The organism is Crocosphaera watsonii WH 8501 (genome assembly GCF_000167195.1).
GTDB classification, from domain to species: Bacteria; Cyanobacteriota; Cyanobacteriia; order Cyanobacteriales; family Microcystaceae; genus Crocosphaera; species Crocosphaera watsonii.
In genome coordinates this window covers 17,867-35,009 of the sequence record NZ_AADV02000020.1, presented here as the reverse complement: position 1 = coordinate 35,009, position 17,143 = coordinate 17,867, and the positions used below count along the sequence as shown (strand labels likewise).

Below are 17,143 nucleotides of genomic sequence, written 5' to 3'. Positions count from 1 at the left end.
ATCTAAATCTCTTACCACGATTTCGATAAGGATAAGAAAGGATTTTAAAGATTTTTAAGCGACGATTTATATGTTCGACTGTGATTCTTAATCGATTTAGTTGCCGATTATATTTTTTCTCCTCTTGGCTTAACTTCTTCCCTTTCTTTTTCTTGATGGGTGTTTCACTTAATTGATGAATTTTTCCTATTCCTTGATAGCCTTTATCAGCAAGAACTTTTATTGATGTCCCAAATTTGACCCCACTGTTTTTAAAGTATGTTCTCTTTGTTTTCCACTATAAAACTGTTTTTGTCGTTTTTTCGGCCTTTCAATTTGACTTTCCATGACATCCATTACTACCATTTCCTCTTGATAATTCGTTTTCCATAATTATTTCTTTCCAGGTAGTCGAAATTGACGAGATTTTATTAATATATTTTCGATTTTATGGACAATGCGACAAACGTTAGATTCGGACATTTTCCACGTTAGACTAATATGGTAATAAGTCCTATATTCTCTTAAATACTCAAGCATTATGAGAATGTGGTCTTCAACTATTAATTTTGGTTTACGTCCGGGTTTCTTTTTTCTTTTTAGATAAGCTTTGACAGTGCGAACCATCACTCTGAAAGTTTTTTTTTACTCCTGTCAAACGCTTGAATTCGGTCTCTTTTAACTTTTTAACTTGCCAATATTTCATTATCAAATCAATTTTCTTAGCTGAATAGTTATCTTTAATAATTATACAACGATTCTTGTTTTAAAACTTAATTGATTTTTGGGGTTCAGGCGATCGCCACTATGAGAGTGCGATCGCTTTACCAATGGTGGCTATGCAAAAAATGAATAATCTTTTATTATACCACGAAAAACTTTTGCAAGAGGTCTAATATTCCAAAAATTATTATAGTCAGACTCGTTAAAAGATATTGACTTAGTTTTCTTAGAGAGCTATTTCATTCTAGATGATAAGATATCTATATTTTTCTTATATTTCCTTGATTCCCCTAATCTGAGATAGATTATAATAGATTGACTTAAGAAAACTATCTCATTATTTTATCAATGTCCAGTTATTCAGAATCAAACCCTAACCCTAATATTGGCACCAGTGATTCACCTCATACTGATTATCGTCACCTTGAGGCTAAGAAATTAACTCCAATGTATCAGCATTATGTTGAGGTTAAAGAACAATATCCTAACACTTTATTAGTGTATAGAGTTGGTGATTTTTTTGAATGTTTTTTCCAAGATGCTGTTACTATTTCTCAAGAATTAGAATTACATTTAACCAGTAAAGAAGGTGGCAAAGAAATAGGCAGAGTTGCCATGACTGGTGTACCTCATCATGCTTTGGATCGTTACAGTCGTTTATTAGTAGAAAAGGGCTATGCTGTGGCTATTTGTGATCAAGTAGAAGACTCGGCACAAGCAGCAGCACAAGGGCGAATGGTGGAGCGGAAAATTACTAAATTATTGACTCCTGGAACCCTTACAGATGATGGAATGTTATCAGCAAAACAGAACAATTATTTAGCTGCTATTGTTATTACTGGAGAACATTGGGGACTTGCTTACGCTGACATTTCTACGGGAGAATTTTTTACTACCCAATGCCAAGATTTAACTAATCTGAATTTAGAGTTATTAAGGCTACAACCAGCAGAAATTTTAATCCCTACTAATGCCCCCGATATTAATAGTTTATTACGCCCCGGAGAGAAGTCTCAATATTTAGCTGATGTCTTACCAGACTGTTTTTGTTATTCCCTGCGATCGCAAAGTCCTTTTACGTTAAATGAAGCTAAAAGTAAGCTATTAATAACCTTTCATCTAAGATCATTAGAAGGGTTAGGATGTGAAAATTCACCCTTAGCTATTAGGGCAGCTGGCGGTTTATTAGATTACATAGAAGATACCCAAAAAGCTCATCAATTTCCCTTACAACTTTTACGTACTTATAGTCAAGTTAATTTCCTTATTTTAGATTACCGAACCCGTCGTAATTTAGAAATAACTCAAACTGTGAGAGATGGCAGTTTTCATGGTTCCTTATTATGGGCATTAGACCGCACCTGTACAGCAATGGGAGGTCGTGCTTTACGTCGTTGGTTATTAGAACCATTATTGAATATTAAAGGAATTGTTGCTAGACAAAATACCATAAAACAATTAATTGAAAATCCATCTTTAAGACAAGATATAAGACAATTACTCCGTAGTATTTATGACTTAGAAAGAATTAGTGGCAGAGTTGGTGCAGGAACAGCTAATGCTAGAGATTTATTATCACTAGCGGAGTCATTAGTCAAGTTAAAAGAATTAGCTGAATTAGCGAGTCAAGGTGATTCACCTTATCTAAAAGCCCTACAAAATGTTCCCCCAGACTTAGAGAAATTAGGTCAATATGTTATCGATCATTTAGTAGAGTCTCCCCCCTTACATTTAAAAGATGGCGGTGTAATTAGGGATGGGATTAATGGTGATTTAGACGCTATGCGTCAACGCTTAGAAGATGATCGTCAATGGTTAGCTAATTTAGAGATTACAGAAAGAGAAAGAACAGGAGTTACTAACCTAAAAGTTGGCTATAATAAAACCTTTGGTTATTATTTAAGTATGCCTCGAAGTAAAGCAGAACAAGCACCAGAAAATTATGTTAGAAAACAAACTTTAACCAATGAAGAAAGATATATTACTCCTGAATTAAAAGAAAGAGAAACCCGCATTTTAACTGCACAAGATGATCTCAATAAATTAGAGTATGAAATTTTTGTAGAATTGCGCTTAAAAGTTGCAGAGAAAGCCCAAGAAATTCGAGAAATTGCTAAAGCTGTGGCTGCCATTGATGTCTTATCAGGGTTGGCAGAGATTGCTGTTTTTCAGGGTTATTGTTGCCCCGAAATTGTCGACAGTAGAATCATAGAAATTATGGACGGGAGACATCCCGTAGTTGAACAATCTTTAGGCGCTGGTTTATTCGTCCCTAACTCAACGAATATGGGGGATAATCAAGGAGAAATTAACCCAGACTTAATTATTTTAACAGGTCCTAATGCCAGTGGAAAAAGCTGTTATTTAAGACAAGTTGGACTTATTCAATTAATGGCGCAAACCGGTAGTTTTGTCCCTGCAACAAGGGCAAAATTAGCCATTAGCGATCGCATTTTTACCCGTGTGGGGGCGGTGGATGATTTAGCAACGGGACAATCAACTTTTATGGTAGAAATGAACGAAACAGCTAATATTTTAAATCATGCAACCAAAAAATCTTTAATTTTATTAGATGAAATTGGACGGGGAACTGCAACTTTTGATGGACTTTCTATTGCTTGGGCAGTGGCGGAATATCTAGGAACAGAAATACAAGGAAGGACAATTTTTGCTACTCATTACCATGAATTAAATGAACTTGCTTCTATTCTTACTAATATAGCTAATTATCAAGTTACTGTTCAAGAATTACCCAATGAAATTGTCTTTTTACATCAAGTTAGGCCCGGAGGTGCGGATAAATCTTATGGTATTGAAGCAGGAAGATTAGCTGGTTTACCTACTTCTGTAATTAATAGAGCAAAACAAGTTATGAATCAAATAGAAAAACACAGTAAAATTGCTTTAGGATTACGGGAAGGTATTTCCAAAGTTAATCCTACAAAAAACACCAAAAATAAACAGGAGTTGATCGAACAATTAGATATTTTTGATGATTTCTAAGAGAAATAGGGCTTTTTCTTTTATCTCCAGGTCAAAACCATCTGCTAAGAGTTAGCATAGAATTAAATGCGTATTCAATGTTAAACCATGCTTGACCTGACTAAAGATATTCGTTCCCTCACTGAATTTAAGCGCAATACTAGCGAACTTGTTGAAAACCTTAAACGAACTAAACATCCCCTTGTTTTGACTGTTAACGGCAAAGCAGAACTTGTAGTACAGGATGCTGAGTCTTATCAAGCTTTACTCAACGCAGCAGAACTTGTTGAAACCCTTAAAGGAATAAAACGGGGACTCGACCAAATGAAAGAAGGACAAGGAAGAACCGCAGAAAGCTTTTTTAATGAGATGTTTGACCAGTTAGACTAAACCTAATGAGCAACAAATATCAAGTTATCATCCAACCTGAAGCAGAACAAGGCATCAAAGAGGCATATTATTGGATTAGTAGCTATTCTCCTCGCAATGCCAGAAGTTGGTTAGAAGGCATCTACAAAGCCATCATGACCTTGGAACAAATGCCCCTCCGTTGTTCTGTTGCGTTTGAGAACAATTTTTTTGAAGAAGAAATTCGGCAACTCCTCTACCCGAATTTCTCACAAAATCTGCGATCGCCAAACACAGAAGCCTTACAGGAAGTGGGTTTGAACAGAGCGATCGCAGATTTCCCCAACCAACAGTCTGTTGTCAGATTTTAAGTTAAAATCAACCCGAATTAGACAAAGATGAAAAGATAAATCAATCACTCATTTTTCCAAAAAAATTATTAATAAAATCTCTAATAGTACTAGATTGTTAGAATAAAATATGCTATAATCTAATTATTAAAGCAATTTACCTTAAACTGATTTAATGAGTCCCAGTCATCCCCGAACCCCTCGTCAAGTAATCAACTTTAGTAAACAGAAAGGAAAAGAAATAATCGCTAATTTTGATGGGGGACTAATCACTTCAGATGCGGGGATTGTCTGGATAGCTGAGTTGGATAAAAAACTGGGAATTACCGAGAAGTTTGGTAACTGTTTTCAAGATCATCGTCATCAATCTTATGTAGATCATTCCGTTCATGAGTTATTAGCACAAAGGCTTTATGGAATTATTTTAGGCTATGAAGATGTCAATGACCATGATAAATTACGTCACGATCCTGCCCTTAAGATCGCTTTAGAAAAGCTTAATGAACTTGAAGATAAAAAGGGATGGTTAGCTGGAAAAAGTACAATTAATAGATTGGAATATTGTCCTGAGACTATTCTCGACCAAAAAACGAGTCGTTATCATAAAATAGAACCCAACTTTGAAGCCATTGAAAAATCTTTTGTCGAATTTTGTTTAGAGTCTTATAAAAAACCTCCCTTAAGTATTATATTAGATATGGATGTCACGGATGACCAAGTACATGGTAATCAAGAAGGGGCATTTTTTAATAGTTATTATCACGGAGTATGTTATGCTCCTTTATATATTTTCTGTGGGCATCATTTATTAGTTGCTAAACTTCGTTCATCTAATGTAGATCCAGCCGATGGAGCCTTAGACGAATTACAAAGAATTATCGGACTAATTAGAGAAAAAATGGTCAGAGACTCATATCCTAGTTAGGGGTGATAGTGCCTATGCCCGTGAAGAAATCTTCTATTTTTGTGAAAATCAGCCTTTAGTTGATTATGTTATAGCTATGGGAATAAATGGCGTTCTTAAGTTACGAGCGGATGATGTAATTGAAAAAGCCAAACATGAATATGAAAAAAAACTAGCTCCAATAACTGAATTAATGGATAGTTTATTTCAGAAAAAAGAAGATTTAGAAGAAGTTAAAAAATTAGTACCAATTTCTACTTGGTATCGCTCTATTCGTTATAAAACAGAAAAGTCATGGAGTTGTCAAAGAAGAGTAGTGACAAAAGTTTGTTATGGAAGTGATGGCTTAAAAATGCGCCATGTGGTGACATCTTTGCCCGCTTCAAAAATTCCACCCTCAAAACTTTATACAAAAAAATACTGTCCGAGAGGCGAGATGGAAAATCGGATTAAAGAACAACAATTAGACTTGTTAGCTGATAGAACTTCAACTCAAACATTTCAAAGTAATCAACTAAGATTATGGATACATTCCTGGGCTTATGTTCTCATAAATGCTTTTCGTCAACACTGTTTAAAAAAAACTTCATTGGCTAAAGCAACTGTGGGAAGAATACGTCTAAATCTTCTTAAGTTGGGAGCCAGAATAAAGATTAGTTGTAGAAGAATTATTATCGCTATAGCTAGTGCTTGTCCTTATCAAGATATTTTGTCTATTGCTAACAAAAGAATTAAAACTATTCCTAATACTGGATAAGTAGAATAAGTTGTTTTCTAAAAAAGATATCTATCATAAGTTGTTGACTGACTGATACTTTCATTTAGTCTTATTTATCGTGGAGAAAATCAAAAGTTAATATAATTATTCCCTCTTAAACTCAATTTTTGGATAATCAAAGTCAATTTTTTTATTCATCTATATTCAAAATTTCTATTAGTCCTAAAAATTATCATTTTTCATCTCTGGATTGGGCTTTCAAATTAATTTGTGAGAAATCCGGGTAGCGAGTTGTTCAAATTGTTGGGGAGTTATTTTGAATCCTTTGGGAATGGTTATGGTTTCCATCTTTTTAATAACTATAGGTTTCCTTCATTATCTACTATAGACTCTAACTAAAGTACCAGTCTATACTTTTGCTAAAAACTAAACGTTTACATGAAAATATAAGTAGTTGGATTTGGTGTATCTTTTAAGCGTAAATTAGCTCAAAAGAAACAAAATAAAGCTAATAACGGTTAAAGTCTAAGAAGAGTGTTTGTTAAGTCAATCTTAACTCTCTTGATCCCCCCACTACCCCACTACCCCCCTTTGTAAGGTGGGAACTAAAGGGGGGATCACTAAGGGGGGAACTAAAAGGAGGAAATGATAAAACGTCCCCCTTAGTAAGGGGGATTGAGGGGGATCATTTTTTCTTTACAAACAGTCTCTAATCTAAGACTTTTTTGGGGAGGTTAATGTTTGTTAACCTCTTCTGAACCCAGTTATAGCAATACGCATTGTGGTTAGGACGTTAGGGAGATTTTTCGTTCTTCCACTTTCTGCACCCTTATCCATTGCAACCCATTCAAGGATACTCTGATAACTATAGCAATCATTTATCAGTTGTGAGAATTAATGTTGAAACTTATCCCCCCTAACCCCCAAACCCCGTCGTTAACGACGGGGTCTTAAGGGGGGAACTGAAGGGGGGATCTTGATGTTCTCATGAATCATTCGGTGATTGCTATATAATCAAACAAATCTGGTAAAGCTTGCACAATTATTACCTAAATTATTACATAATGAGGTACAATTTCGGGTGTGTTGTGACAATAAATAATTATGATTGATCTCTACTATTGGACAACCCCCAACGGCCACAAAATCACGATTTTTTTAGAAGAAGCTCAATTAAACTATGATATTAAATTAGTTAATATTGGCAAAGGAGAACAATTTTATCCTGATTTTCTGAAAATTTCTCCTAATAATCGTATTCCTGCTATTATTGACCATTCACCTGTTGATGGTGGTGAACCCATTAGTATTTTTGAATCGGGGGCGATTCTATTATATTTAGCCAAGAAAATCAACCAATTTTTACCTACAGATATACGGGGGGAAATGGAGGTTATGCAGTGGTTATTTTGGCAAATGGGAGGACTGGGACCCATGTTAGGTCAAAATCATCATTTTAGTCAGTATGCTCCAGAAAAAGTACCCTACGCTATTAATAGATATGTCAAAGAAACGGAACGACTTTATGGGGTTTTAGATAAATGTTTACAGGATAGGGAATATATCGCAAAGGATTATTCAATTGCCGATATGGCAGTTTATCCTTGGATAGTACCCCATCAACAACAACAGCAAAACTTAGAATATTTTCCTAATCTTAAAAGATGGTTTGAAGCTGTACAAAATCGTCCGGCTGTACAAAAAGCTTATGAAATATCTAAAAACTTGAAAACGGGAGCAACTATTACAGAAGAATCTAAAAAGATTTTATTTAACCAGGGAAGAAGATAAAGTTAAATTCAGTTATCAGTATCAGAAACTTGACTACTTTGCTGATACCATTTGCGCCAAGCAGTTGAACTTCTGATAGCGATCCATAACAACAGCAAAGCAATTAAGCCCCCATTTTGTGGGGCATCAAAAGTAAACAAAACTAATAAAATACAAATAATATCTTCAATAAAAATAACCCATATAGGTAAACCTCTTAAGCGAAAAAACCACCCAACTTGGACTAATTTTAAAACCAAAGCTAATAATCCCCCAATAACTCCAATTAACCATAAAGGACTCATTTCTAAATTAGCTATTTTAACCACAGTAACCGCTAATAAACCGCCCACCAAAGGACTAAAAATCAATTGTATAATCTGTAAAATTCTCTGTCCTAATAACTTTTTTGAACCAAATAACTCAAACAAAGACCAACTGGTTAAAATTCCAATCAAAACTGGAGGCGGAATGGCAGAAAGTAAAGGAACTTGTGACCATAAATCACTACGAAGCAAGCCCACAATTAATAAAGGTAACGCAATTCTCATGCCGGCCGCTGCGGATGCAGAAAGGATCGCTAAAATACCAATAATCATCTTATTTTACTCTTACTATCAAGCTATCTATTTTCCATTGTCGCTCACTCTTGTACAATAAGAGTAGAGATCGCCTCTTAGCAATGGATAATTGATAATTAATTAACTTGAGTTCGATATAAGGAAATTTATAGACAACTCATCAAAATCAGAAGTTTCAAACACTGATTCTTTCGTTAACAATGTAGGGGGCAACGGCCGTTGACCCCTACTCGGAACTCCTAACTCCGAATTCCGCACTCAGGTTTAATTAATTCAATTGAAAACCTTTCCTTCCAAGGAGAAAAAATCAACTATTTCCTCTTTTTCAATCCTCTTCTCTTTTAGGAAGAGGCAATTATCCATTATCCATTATCCATTGTCCATTATTGAAAAACCCCATCATGGTTGAAGTTCCCAACAGTTTAGAACAAGCAGTTTCCCAAGCCAAAGAAGCAGCGAAAATTGCCCTAGAATCTGGAGTTGGACGTATTTGTTTAGAAATTGTTATCCCAGAAATTGCCATACAAGCTCAAGCATTGGCTCTAGAGTTTACCACTTTATTTGAAGGGCAACAATCAGGGTTAAAAGTTATTTTTCCCGACACTGGGGCCGCGGCCTTAGCCAGAAGAGACTGGGGAGAAACCCCTTTTCGGGTAACAGACTTAGGCAGTCGAGCAACAGGTATAGAAAGGAAAATTTCTGAAGCCGATGAAATCTTTTTATTAGTTTGTCCCTCTTCAGTGGAAGTAGAAACGGTGGAAAAATTGTGTGAGTTAGCCGGCGATCGCCCCGTTATTCTGCTAATTCCTCAATTAGAAGATGTCTCTATTGTGGGCATTGGTTACGCAGCCCGTCAACTACGAGACAGGTTTATTAGTACATTAGAATCTGTGTATTATTTTCGTCCTTTAGACGATGTGGTGGTATTACGTTCCTATCCCTCCCCTTGGTTAGTATTCTTAGAAAAAGAAGATGGTTATGAATTAATTGCCGAACAAGGGCAAAAACCCATGGGAGAAGCCTTAGATATTTTAGTTAATAATGCTTTAAAAGGGGAAGAAGATGACAGCAATCAACCTCAACCGAAAAAAGGAGGAATTTTCGCTAGTATGCAAAGTTTTTTGAAGGCTTTGAGCCAGTAAAATTAAGCTAATTTAATTAATTTTGTATTAATTTTTCGTTGCTAAAGAGGAGAGGGAAATGAGCAAAAATGTTATTGTATTTTATTTCAATGATGGTAAAGGTAGAGCCGAACTAACTCGTCTTGTTTTGGTTTATGGTCAAATACCTTTTAGCGATCAAAGACTTTCTTTTTCTGAATATCTTTCAATGAGAGATGGAGGAAAACTGCCCTTTCAGCAACTACCAGTGCTTATGGTAGACGATCAGATCATCGGCCAATCTTGTGCCATGGCTCGTTATGCTGCTAAATTAGCTGATTTGTACCCATCAAATGACATTGAAGCTGGTTTATCTGATATGGTTGTTGATGCTTGGCGAGACTTATTAGACTTATTTTATGGCTGTTATGTTGATCGAGTAACCAAAGAAGGAAAGTTTGTCATGACTATGCGCTCTGACCAAGAAAAAGTAGAAAAACTTGATGAATTTTTTAAAGTTATTTTGCCATCACATTTTGACACCTTTGAGCAAATAATTTCTAATAACAAAAGTTCATCATCTTTGATTACTGATTCAATAACTTGGGCAGATTTAGCTGTATTTGACCTGCTAGATACTTTAGATCCCTATGCCTCCCATTGGACCGATGACTCAGTATCTTTCTACATTAAGGAACCGTTTGGCCCCTATGAACCCCCAAAAGATATATTTAAAAATTATCCTAAATTAGAGGCATTGAAAACTATTATTAGTCAAACTCCACAAATTGCTGCTTGGCTATCTTCTCATCCTTCATAGGATAATCACCTCTCCCCAGTCACAAAATCTGAATTAATGCTTAAAAAAACCCATAGGAGACGAGGATTTTTTTAGTCTGGAAAGGAACAGGTCAATTAATTCTTGGCAGCAACCTATCTCTGTGGAAAAAACAGGGGCTGATCTATCGAGAAAAAAGAAGCAGGAGTAAAGACTGAATGCAAGATAAACATATGCTGATGATTCCAGGGCCAACCCCTGTCCCTGAGAGTGTTCTTTTAGCAATGGCTAAACATCCCATTGGACACCGTAGTGGAGATTTTAGCCAAATTATTGGGGAAATTACCGAAAACCTCAAATGGCTTCATCAGACTCAAAACGATGTCCTCATGTTAACCACCAGTGGTACTGGGGCCATGGAAGCCGGAATTATCAATTTCTTGAGTGCTGGCGATCGCGTTTTAGTGGGGAATAACGGCAAGTTCGGGGAACGTTGGGGAAAAATTTCCCGTGCCTTTGGCTTAGAAGTAGAAGAAATCACCGCAGAATGGGGTAAACCCCTCGATCCAGAAGCCTTTAAAACCAAGTTAGAAGCCGATACCGATAAAAGCATCAAAGCGGTTATTATCACCCATTCTGAGACCTCTACAGGGGTTCTCAATGACCTTCAAACCATCAATAGCTATGTTAAGGCACACGGAGAAGCCTTAATCATGGTGGATGCTGTCACCAGTTTAGGTGCTGTCAATGTACCAATGGATGAATGGGGACTCGATATGGTGGCCTCAGGCTCCCAAAAAGGCTATATGATCCCTCCCGGACTAGGATTTGTAGCTGTTGGTCCTAAAGCTTGGAAAGCCTACGAAACAGCTACTTTACCTAAGTTTTATTTAGATTTAGGGGCTTACAAAAAAGCAACGGATAAAAGTAGTTCCCCTTTTACCCCCCCAGTCAACCTCATGTATGGGTTACAAGTGGCTTTAGAGATGATGAAAGCAGAAGGGTTAGAAGCCATGTTTACCCGTCATCAACGCTTAACCCAAGCCACCCGTGCCGCGGTTAAAGGTTTAGGGTTATCCCCCTTTGCTGCCGATGAAGTGGCTAGTTACGCTGTTACTGCGGTTATGCCTTCTACGGTTGAAGCAGAGGCTATTCGTTCTACCATGAAAAAAGAATTTGATATTGCCTTAGCTGGTGGACAAGATCACCTCAAAGGGAAAATCTTCCGCATTGGCCATTTAGGGTTTGTCAGTGAACGAGATGTGTTAACTGCGATCGCTGCTTTAGAAGCCACATTACAAAAGTTAGGTCATCAGGGAGCCACTTCTGGTGCTGGTATTGCTGCTGCATCCCAAGTGTTCAAGAGTTGATGTATAGTTTGACCGAGTAAGGTGGGGAGTGCATCGGCCTACAGCTAAACGTTAAACCTTTGCGTAGGGTGGGTTAGGCGATAATTAGGAGTTGATAGTAATTATTGATAGGTTAACTCGCCGTAACCCACCAGATCCAATTAGTTTAAGTCTCTAATTTCCTGGATTTTGGCTTCATTTGCTGCTTTATCTTTGGGAGTCCATTCACCTCTAATAAAATTAAATTCTGCTTCTGTATAAATGGCTTTTTCCCAGTTTTCTGCTGATTTTAGCTGTTTAGGATGGCTCTCCCGACAGTGTGGTGTAAAAAGTACAACAGACTACATATTTAAAATGGTGGGTTACGGTGCGAATAAAAACATCATAAGTTTTTATCAAAATCAAATCCGCACCTAACCCACCCTACGATCAGGTAAAATTTCCTGATCACCATAAATAAGGGAGAGCCCTTCACTTTCTGCCTCATAGATATTAATCTTTCCCTATCCTCCTCTTCCATTGTTCTTTACCCTCGTTTGGTAGTGTCAAGGAGGCGGTTATGAGTGATTAATGACAATGCTTAGAGATTTTTCTGTTAGTTCTGGTGAAATGGTGGAGCGAGCCCATCGCTTGATGAGTGCGGCTTCAAACCGTTATCGTATTGTGGAACAAGTTTCGAGAAGGGCAAAACGTTGTCGTTTTGAGGATGATGAAAAGGGAGATCCTTCTCTGATGAAACCAGTGATCCGCGCTGTTTTAGAAATGTCAGACGAACTTACTGAACCCGAAATTTTGGGTCATGACTTAAATTAATCGATGATTTGGCTTCTAAAGTTAGCCTCTTTTTGAGATAATATTAGTAGCGGTCAATGAGTGATCATTGTCCTTTTTTCCTATTACACAGTGGTCTTGATAAAACTTTAGATTTATGTTAGCTAACTAATATGGATCTAAACAATAAAAAGCATTACTGTTAGTTTCCCAGAATAGTTTTATGACTAACCAGCAAACCGCTACAATCGAAAATACAGACGAAAATCTTTCCCAACTGACAGATAAGTTTATTAACGGGAAACAAAAAGACCAACTTCAATTAATTCCCCAATTAATCGCACTTAGAGAAGAAGGTTGGCAAGTATTAATGAAGTTTCTACAAACATCGGATGTTAATGAAGTTGATATTGTACGAGGTAAAGTCTATGGGCAGCTTTATACATTAAAAGAACCCATTACAGAAGAATTTATTAAAGCCCATTTTCCTGATGGTATTATACCTCTTAATTCTCAACGTAATCTCGATTATCAACCCCTGAATCAATTGTTAGTTGAACAAAAGTTTCAAGACGCAGATACCCTCACCCGTCGTCTCTTGTGTGAATTAGCTGGACATGGGGCAGTACAGCGTAAATGGGTTTATTTTACAGAAGTAGACCAGTTTCCTACAACGGATTTACAAACCATTGATAACTTATGGCGGTTGCATTCAGAGGGAAAATTTGGCTTTTCTGTACAACGAAAGTTATGGTTATCCGTGGGGAAAGACTTTCCTAAATTATGGCCAAAAATTGGCTGGAAAAATGATAATAATTGGACTCAATACCCTAATCAATTTACTTGGGATATGAGTGCGCCAGTTGGCCATCTTCCCCTCTTAAATCAACTAAGAGGGGTAAGGGTAGCTGCTTCTTTATTTGCCCATCCTGCTTGGTCTGAATTCACAATGAACAATGGATAATTAGGGGGCTAAACGAGCAATTTCCCAGGTTGTTTCCTCTTTTAAAGTATAAGAGAAGCGATCGTGTAAACGGTTTGGTCGTCCTTGCCAAAATTCAAACCTTTTCGGTTTAACTCGATATCCTCCCCAAAAAGAAGGTAAAGGGATCTCCCCATGTTGAAATTTATACTTTAATTCTTCAAACTTCATTTCTAACAGTTTTCGTGAGGAAATAACGGAACTTTGTGCCGAACACCAAGCCCCTAATTGACTGCCTCTTGGACGACTGGTAAAGTAATTCAAGGACTCTGCTGTAGGAATTTTGGTAGCAGTTCCTTGGATTTTTACTTGACGTTCTAAAGGAAGCCACAAAAATAATAAAGCAACGTGAGGATTTTCTTCTATTTGTTGCGCTTTTTTGCTTTCGTAGTTGGTAAAAAAGACAAATCCATCCTCATCAAAATATTTTAACAGAACTGTTCTAATAGAGGGTTCCCCAGTAGCAGAAGCAGTGGCTAAACTCATAGCATTTGGTTCTGGTAACTCTGCTTCTGTGGCTTCTTGAAACCACTTTTCAAACTGTTTAAAGGGATCGGTTTTTAAATCATCTCTAGTTAAACCGTTACGGGTATAGTTTTCTCTTAAAGCAGTGAGATCCATTGTTTGTTTAAAGGTTTTAGTGAAAATTTTTAACTATTCTAGTTTAACGTAATTTCCAGATCCCAAAATAGGGGTGTTAAAATTCCTGAGTTTTATTTTTTGCTTTGATGACTTCTTTTCTTCTTGTTTCTAATAACTCACTAAACTCTTGAGATAGTCTAGGCATTTGTTCTAATAAAGTAGCCACGACTTCAGGGGATAATACCGCAACTTCTAAGTCATCTAAAGCGATGACAGAAACATCACTACATTCCCCTGTGAGGAGAATTTTCTCCCCAAAAAATTCCCCTTTTCCTAAACAGGCAATTTCTTGGTTTTCTCCCTGATTATTTCTCACTAAAATAGTGGCATGACCATTTAAAATTAAATATAATCCTAAAATCCTTTCTCCCTCTGCAAATACCCATTCTCCTTGGGCATAATAGCGAATATTACTGGCGTTTTCTTCTTCAATAAACCTTTCCGCAGCTACATTACCAAAATTCGGTAGAGATCGCATTACTTCTGTTACTTGCTGCATGGGGTTTGCTTTGGGCATTTCTGCCACATTCATTTGATATTCTGTCTGAATAGGATAGGGAATAGTTAAATGATATCGTTTCGCCGCATACCAAATACGAATAACAAAATCGTTGCGAATATTCAACATTGTTTCATAATTATCTATAAATAAACCAATTTGATAGACAATAGAAAAATCAGCATAATTTTCAACTCTAACCCAAGGAGAAGGTTCCTTTAAAATACCTGGAGTTGCTAAACCCGAATTTCTCACAAAATCTGCGATCGCCAAACACAGAAGCCTTACAGGAAGTGGGTTTGAACAGAGCGATCGCAGATTTCCCCAACCAACAGTCTGTTGTCAGATTTTAAGTTAAAATCAACCCGAATTAGACAAAGATGAAAAGATAAATCAATCACTCATTTTTCCAAAAAAATTATTAATAAAATCTCTAATAGTACTAGATTGTTAGAATAAAATATGCTATAATTTAATTATTAAAGCAATTTACCTTAAACTGATTTAATGAGTCCCAGTCATCCCCGAACCCCTCGTCAAGTAATCAACTCTAGTAAACAGAAAGGAAAAGAAATAATCGCTAATTTTGATGGGGGACTAATCACTTCAGATGCGGGGATTGTCTGGATAGCTGAGTTGGATAAAAAACTGGGAATTACCGAGAAGTTTGGTAACTGTTTTCAAGATCATCGTCATCAATCTTATGTAGATCATTCCGTTCATGAGTTATTAGCACAAAGGCTTTATGGAATTATTTTAGGCTATGAAGATGTCAATGACCATGATAAATTACGTCACGATCCTGCCCTTAAGATCGCTTTAGAAAAGCTTAATGAACTTGAAGATAAAAAGGGATGGTTAGCTGGAAAAAGTACAATTAATAGATTGGAATATTGTCCTGAGACTATTCTCGACCAAAAAACGAGTCGTTATCATAAAATAGAACCCAACTTTGAAGCCATTGAAAAATCTTTTGTCGAATTTTTTTTAGAGTCTTATAAAAAACCTCCCTTAAGTATTATATTAGATATGGATGTCACGGATGACCAAGTACATGGTAATCAAGAAGGGGCATTTTTTAATAGTTATTATCACGGAGTATGTTATGCTCCTTTATATATTTTCTGTGGGCATCATTTATTAGTTGCTAAACTTCGTTCATCTAATGTAGATCCAGCCGATGGAGCCTTAGACGAATTACAAAGAATTATCGGAATAATTAGGGTTTTGCTTTTATTCAGCAAACCCTAATTATTCCCTCTTAAACTCAACTTTTGGATAATCAAAGTCAATTTTTTTATTCATCTATATTCAAAATTTCTATTAGTCCTAAAAATTATCATTTTTCATCTCTGGATTGGGCTTTCAAATTAATTTGTGAGAAATCCGGGGTTAGAACCAGCAATAGACTATAGCATAGTTATGTCAGTTGATTTTTCTTTTTTTAAAGGCATTTTTCACTTTACCAAATAGTTTTGATATAATGGGAAAAGAGCCTAAAGTTATAATGAAAAAATAACGCTCCTTCAATTGAATGAGTCATATTCCGGAAATTCTTTCTTTCAATGGATGAAACCTCCTTAAGAGCTAAATTTTGTTTAATATGTTCTAGTTTTGTCATACCCACAAGCGCACTGGCAAGAGCAGGAGTACTTCGGGTAAATTGAAGTCCGCGTTGATAATCATTTAAAAAGTTATTGTCAAAAGCAGAAATGATATCTTCCGGAATTCTTTGAGCAATTCTCCCTTTATGAATAGAATGGCTGGCTACTGGAAAAATGCCCAAATGAGAAGCCGCTTCTAACATGGAAACTGCTTTTCCATTAATTGTCTGAGTCGGCAAAAGGAGAGGTTCTAGCCTGATCATATTCAAGGGAAGTTGAATAAATTTGAGTTTGTCTTCTTTGTTCCCTGCTGCTTCTTGAGCGACAGACTTTATTCTTGCTAAATCTATGTATTTACGAGCAGTTCTAGGGAGACGAGATCCTTCCCAAGTAGCTATACCATAAGCCCCGATTTTCCCAGATGCAACGGCATCCTCCATTACTTCAAAAGCAGTTCTTAATTTACTGTAGAATACATCGGGCGAAAATTTTGATAGCTGTCTTTCTGGGTTATGAATATAATAAATATCGATAGTCTCAACCCCAAGATTATCAAGACTGCGATCCAGTTGATCCTGAAGGTATTCTGGGTGGATACAGTACCGAGTTCCTACAAGATCAGTTTTCTTGATACTGAACTGACTCGGCTCAATATAGTTCTGAGCAAACCACTCAACTCGATTTTTTGTTGGATGTGGTAATATCCCTCCTTTTGTACAAATAACTAGTTCATCCCTTGATGCTTCTCCTGACTCAATAAGATTGCGAATACCCTCTCCTACTCTACGTTCTGCTTGCTCATAAGCATAGCTGATGGAAGAGTCAATCATGTTGACTCCATTGCGGATTGATTCTTCAACTGCTTTAGTGAGCAAATTATAAATCTGCTCATTTAATGGGGGAGTAAGGGTACCCAGGCCAATAGAACTGAGAGTGAGTTCCCCAACTTCATGAAAGAAATTTGAATGACAATTTTTTATGTGCCGTTCTTTGTAACGTTGGGTTCCTTCTCTTGTTGCTTTTCCTGAAATCATCATCTTTGTGTGTCTCTATTTTGAAAAAG

13 protein-coding genes and 3 pseudogenes are annotated in these 17,143 nt (G+C 36.6%); 11 read left to right on the top strand and 5 right to left on the bottom strand.

From position 1 onward, the window contains the following. A pseudogene (locus CWATDRAFT_RS14365) lies at positions 1-685 on the bottom strand (transposase family protein); the annotation flags it as partial. A 365-nt stretch (positions 686-1,050) separates the two neighbouring features. Here CWATDRAFT_RS14365 and mutS point away from each other — a divergent pair. The 5 genes and pseudogenes from mutS (at position 1,051) to CWATDRAFT_RS14335 (ending at position 7,795) form a co-directional block, all read left to right on the top strand. Then, positions 1,051-3,705, top strand: coding sequence for a DNA mismatch repair protein MutS (mutS, locus tag CWATDRAFT_RS14360; protein WP_007305687.1), 2,655 nt, complete (start codon positions 1,051-1,053; stop codon positions 3,703-3,705). Positions 3,706-3,792: 87 nt separating this feature from the next. Next, positions 3,793-4,074: a type II toxin-antitoxin system Phd/YefM family antitoxin gene (locus tag CWATDRAFT_RS14355; protein ID WP_007305688.1), complete on the top strand. Its 282-nt coding sequence runs from the start codon at positions 3,793-3,795 to the stop codon at positions 4,072-4,074. A 5-nt stretch (positions 4,075-4,079) separates the two neighbouring features. Next, a complete protein-coding gene (locus tag CWATDRAFT_RS14350; protein WP_007305689.1) occupies positions 4,080-4,403 on the top strand; it encodes a type II toxin-antitoxin system RelE/ParE family toxin in 324 nt (107 codons plus the stop codon). A gap of 154 nt (positions 4,404-4,557) precedes the next feature. Beyond that, positions 4,558-6,043, top strand: a pseudogene (locus tag CWATDRAFT_RS35890) (IS1380-like element ISCwa5 family transposase). A gap of 1,065 nt (positions 6,044-7,108) precedes the next feature. After that, positions 7,109-7,795, top strand: a complete 687-nt coding sequence (locus tag CWATDRAFT_RS14335) for a glutathione binding-like protein (protein WP_007305692.1) — start codon at positions 7,109-7,111, stop codon at positions 7,793-7,795. Between the two features lie 8 nt (positions 7,796-7,803). Here CWATDRAFT_RS14335 and CWATDRAFT_RS14330 read toward each other — a convergent pair whose 3' ends face one another. After that, the gene (locus tag CWATDRAFT_RS14330; protein ID WP_007305685.1) at positions 7,804-8,373 is read right to left on the bottom strand and encodes a DUF4126 domain-containing protein; all 570 of its coding nucleotides are present in this window, start codon (positions 8,371-8,373) and stop codon (positions 7,804-7,806) included. A 383-nt stretch (positions 8,374-8,756) separates the two neighbouring features. Here CWATDRAFT_RS14330 and CWATDRAFT_RS14325 point away from each other — a divergent pair, with 383 nt between their 5' ends. The 5 genes from CWATDRAFT_RS14325 to CWATDRAFT_RS14305 all read left to right on the top strand — a co-directional run bounded on the left by CWATDRAFT_RS14325 (position 8,757) and on the right by CWATDRAFT_RS14305 (position 13,317). Then, positions 8,757-9,497 (top strand): DUF1995 family protein, encoded by a 741-nt coding sequence (locus CWATDRAFT_RS14325; protein WP_007305693.1) that lies wholly within the window; start codon positions 8,757-8,759, stop codon positions 9,495-9,497. 58 nt (positions 9,498-9,555) lie between these two features. Next, on the top strand, positions 9,556-10,275 hold the full coding sequence (locus CWATDRAFT_RS14320) for a glutathione S-transferase family protein (protein WP_007305694.1): 720 nt from the start codon (positions 9,556-9,558) through the stop codon (positions 10,273-10,275). 176 nt (positions 10,276-10,451) lie between these two features. Then, the gene (locus CWATDRAFT_RS14315; protein WP_007305695.1) at positions 10,452-11,603 is read left to right on the top strand and encodes a pyridoxal-phosphate-dependent aminotransferase family protein; all 1,152 of its coding nucleotides are present in this window, start codon (positions 10,452-10,454) and stop codon (positions 11,601-11,603) included. A gap of 555 nt (positions 11,604-12,158) precedes the next feature. Continuing rightward, positions 12,159-12,395: a DNA-directed RNA polymerase subunit omega gene (locus CWATDRAFT_RS14310; protein ID WP_007305696.1), complete on the top strand. Its 237-nt coding sequence runs from the start codon at positions 12,159-12,161 to the stop codon at positions 12,393-12,395. Between the two features lie 181 nt (positions 12,396-12,576). Then, positions 12,577-13,317 (top strand): GUN4 domain-containing protein, encoded by a 741-nt coding sequence (locus CWATDRAFT_RS14305; protein WP_007305697.1) that lies wholly within the window; start codon positions 12,577-12,579, stop codon positions 13,315-13,317. Here CWATDRAFT_RS14305 and pdxH read toward each other — a convergent pair whose 3' ends face one another. After that, entirely contained in the window at positions 13,318-13,956 is a 639-nt protein-coding gene (pdxH, locus tag CWATDRAFT_RS14300; protein WP_007305684.1) for a pyridoxamine 5'-phosphate oxidase, read from the bottom strand. It abuts the gene before it with no gap. Between the two features lie 76 nt (positions 13,957-14,032). Beyond that, positions 14,033-14,731 (bottom strand): cyclic nucleotide-binding domain-containing protein, encoded by a 699-nt coding sequence (locus CWATDRAFT_RS14295; protein WP_232287105.1) that lies wholly within the window; start codon positions 14,729-14,731, stop codon positions 14,033-14,035. Between the two features lie 252 nt (positions 14,732-14,983). Between CWATDRAFT_RS14295 and CWATDRAFT_RS14290 the strand changes: the two are divergent. Next, positions 14,984-15,700, top strand: a pseudogene (locus CWATDRAFT_RS14290) (IS1380-like element ISCwa5 family transposase); the annotation flags it as partial. A gap of 238 nt (positions 15,701-15,938) precedes the next feature. Here CWATDRAFT_RS14290 and CWATDRAFT_RS14285 read toward each other — a convergent pair. Further along, positions 15,939-17,117 carry an aldo/keto reductase gene (locus CWATDRAFT_RS14285; protein ID WP_007305682.1) on the bottom strand — a complete coding sequence of 393 codons (1,179 nt, stop codon included), beginning with the start codon at positions 17,115-17,117 and terminating at the stop codon, positions 15,939-15,941. Between the last annotated feature and the right edge of the window lie 26 nt (positions 17,118-17,143).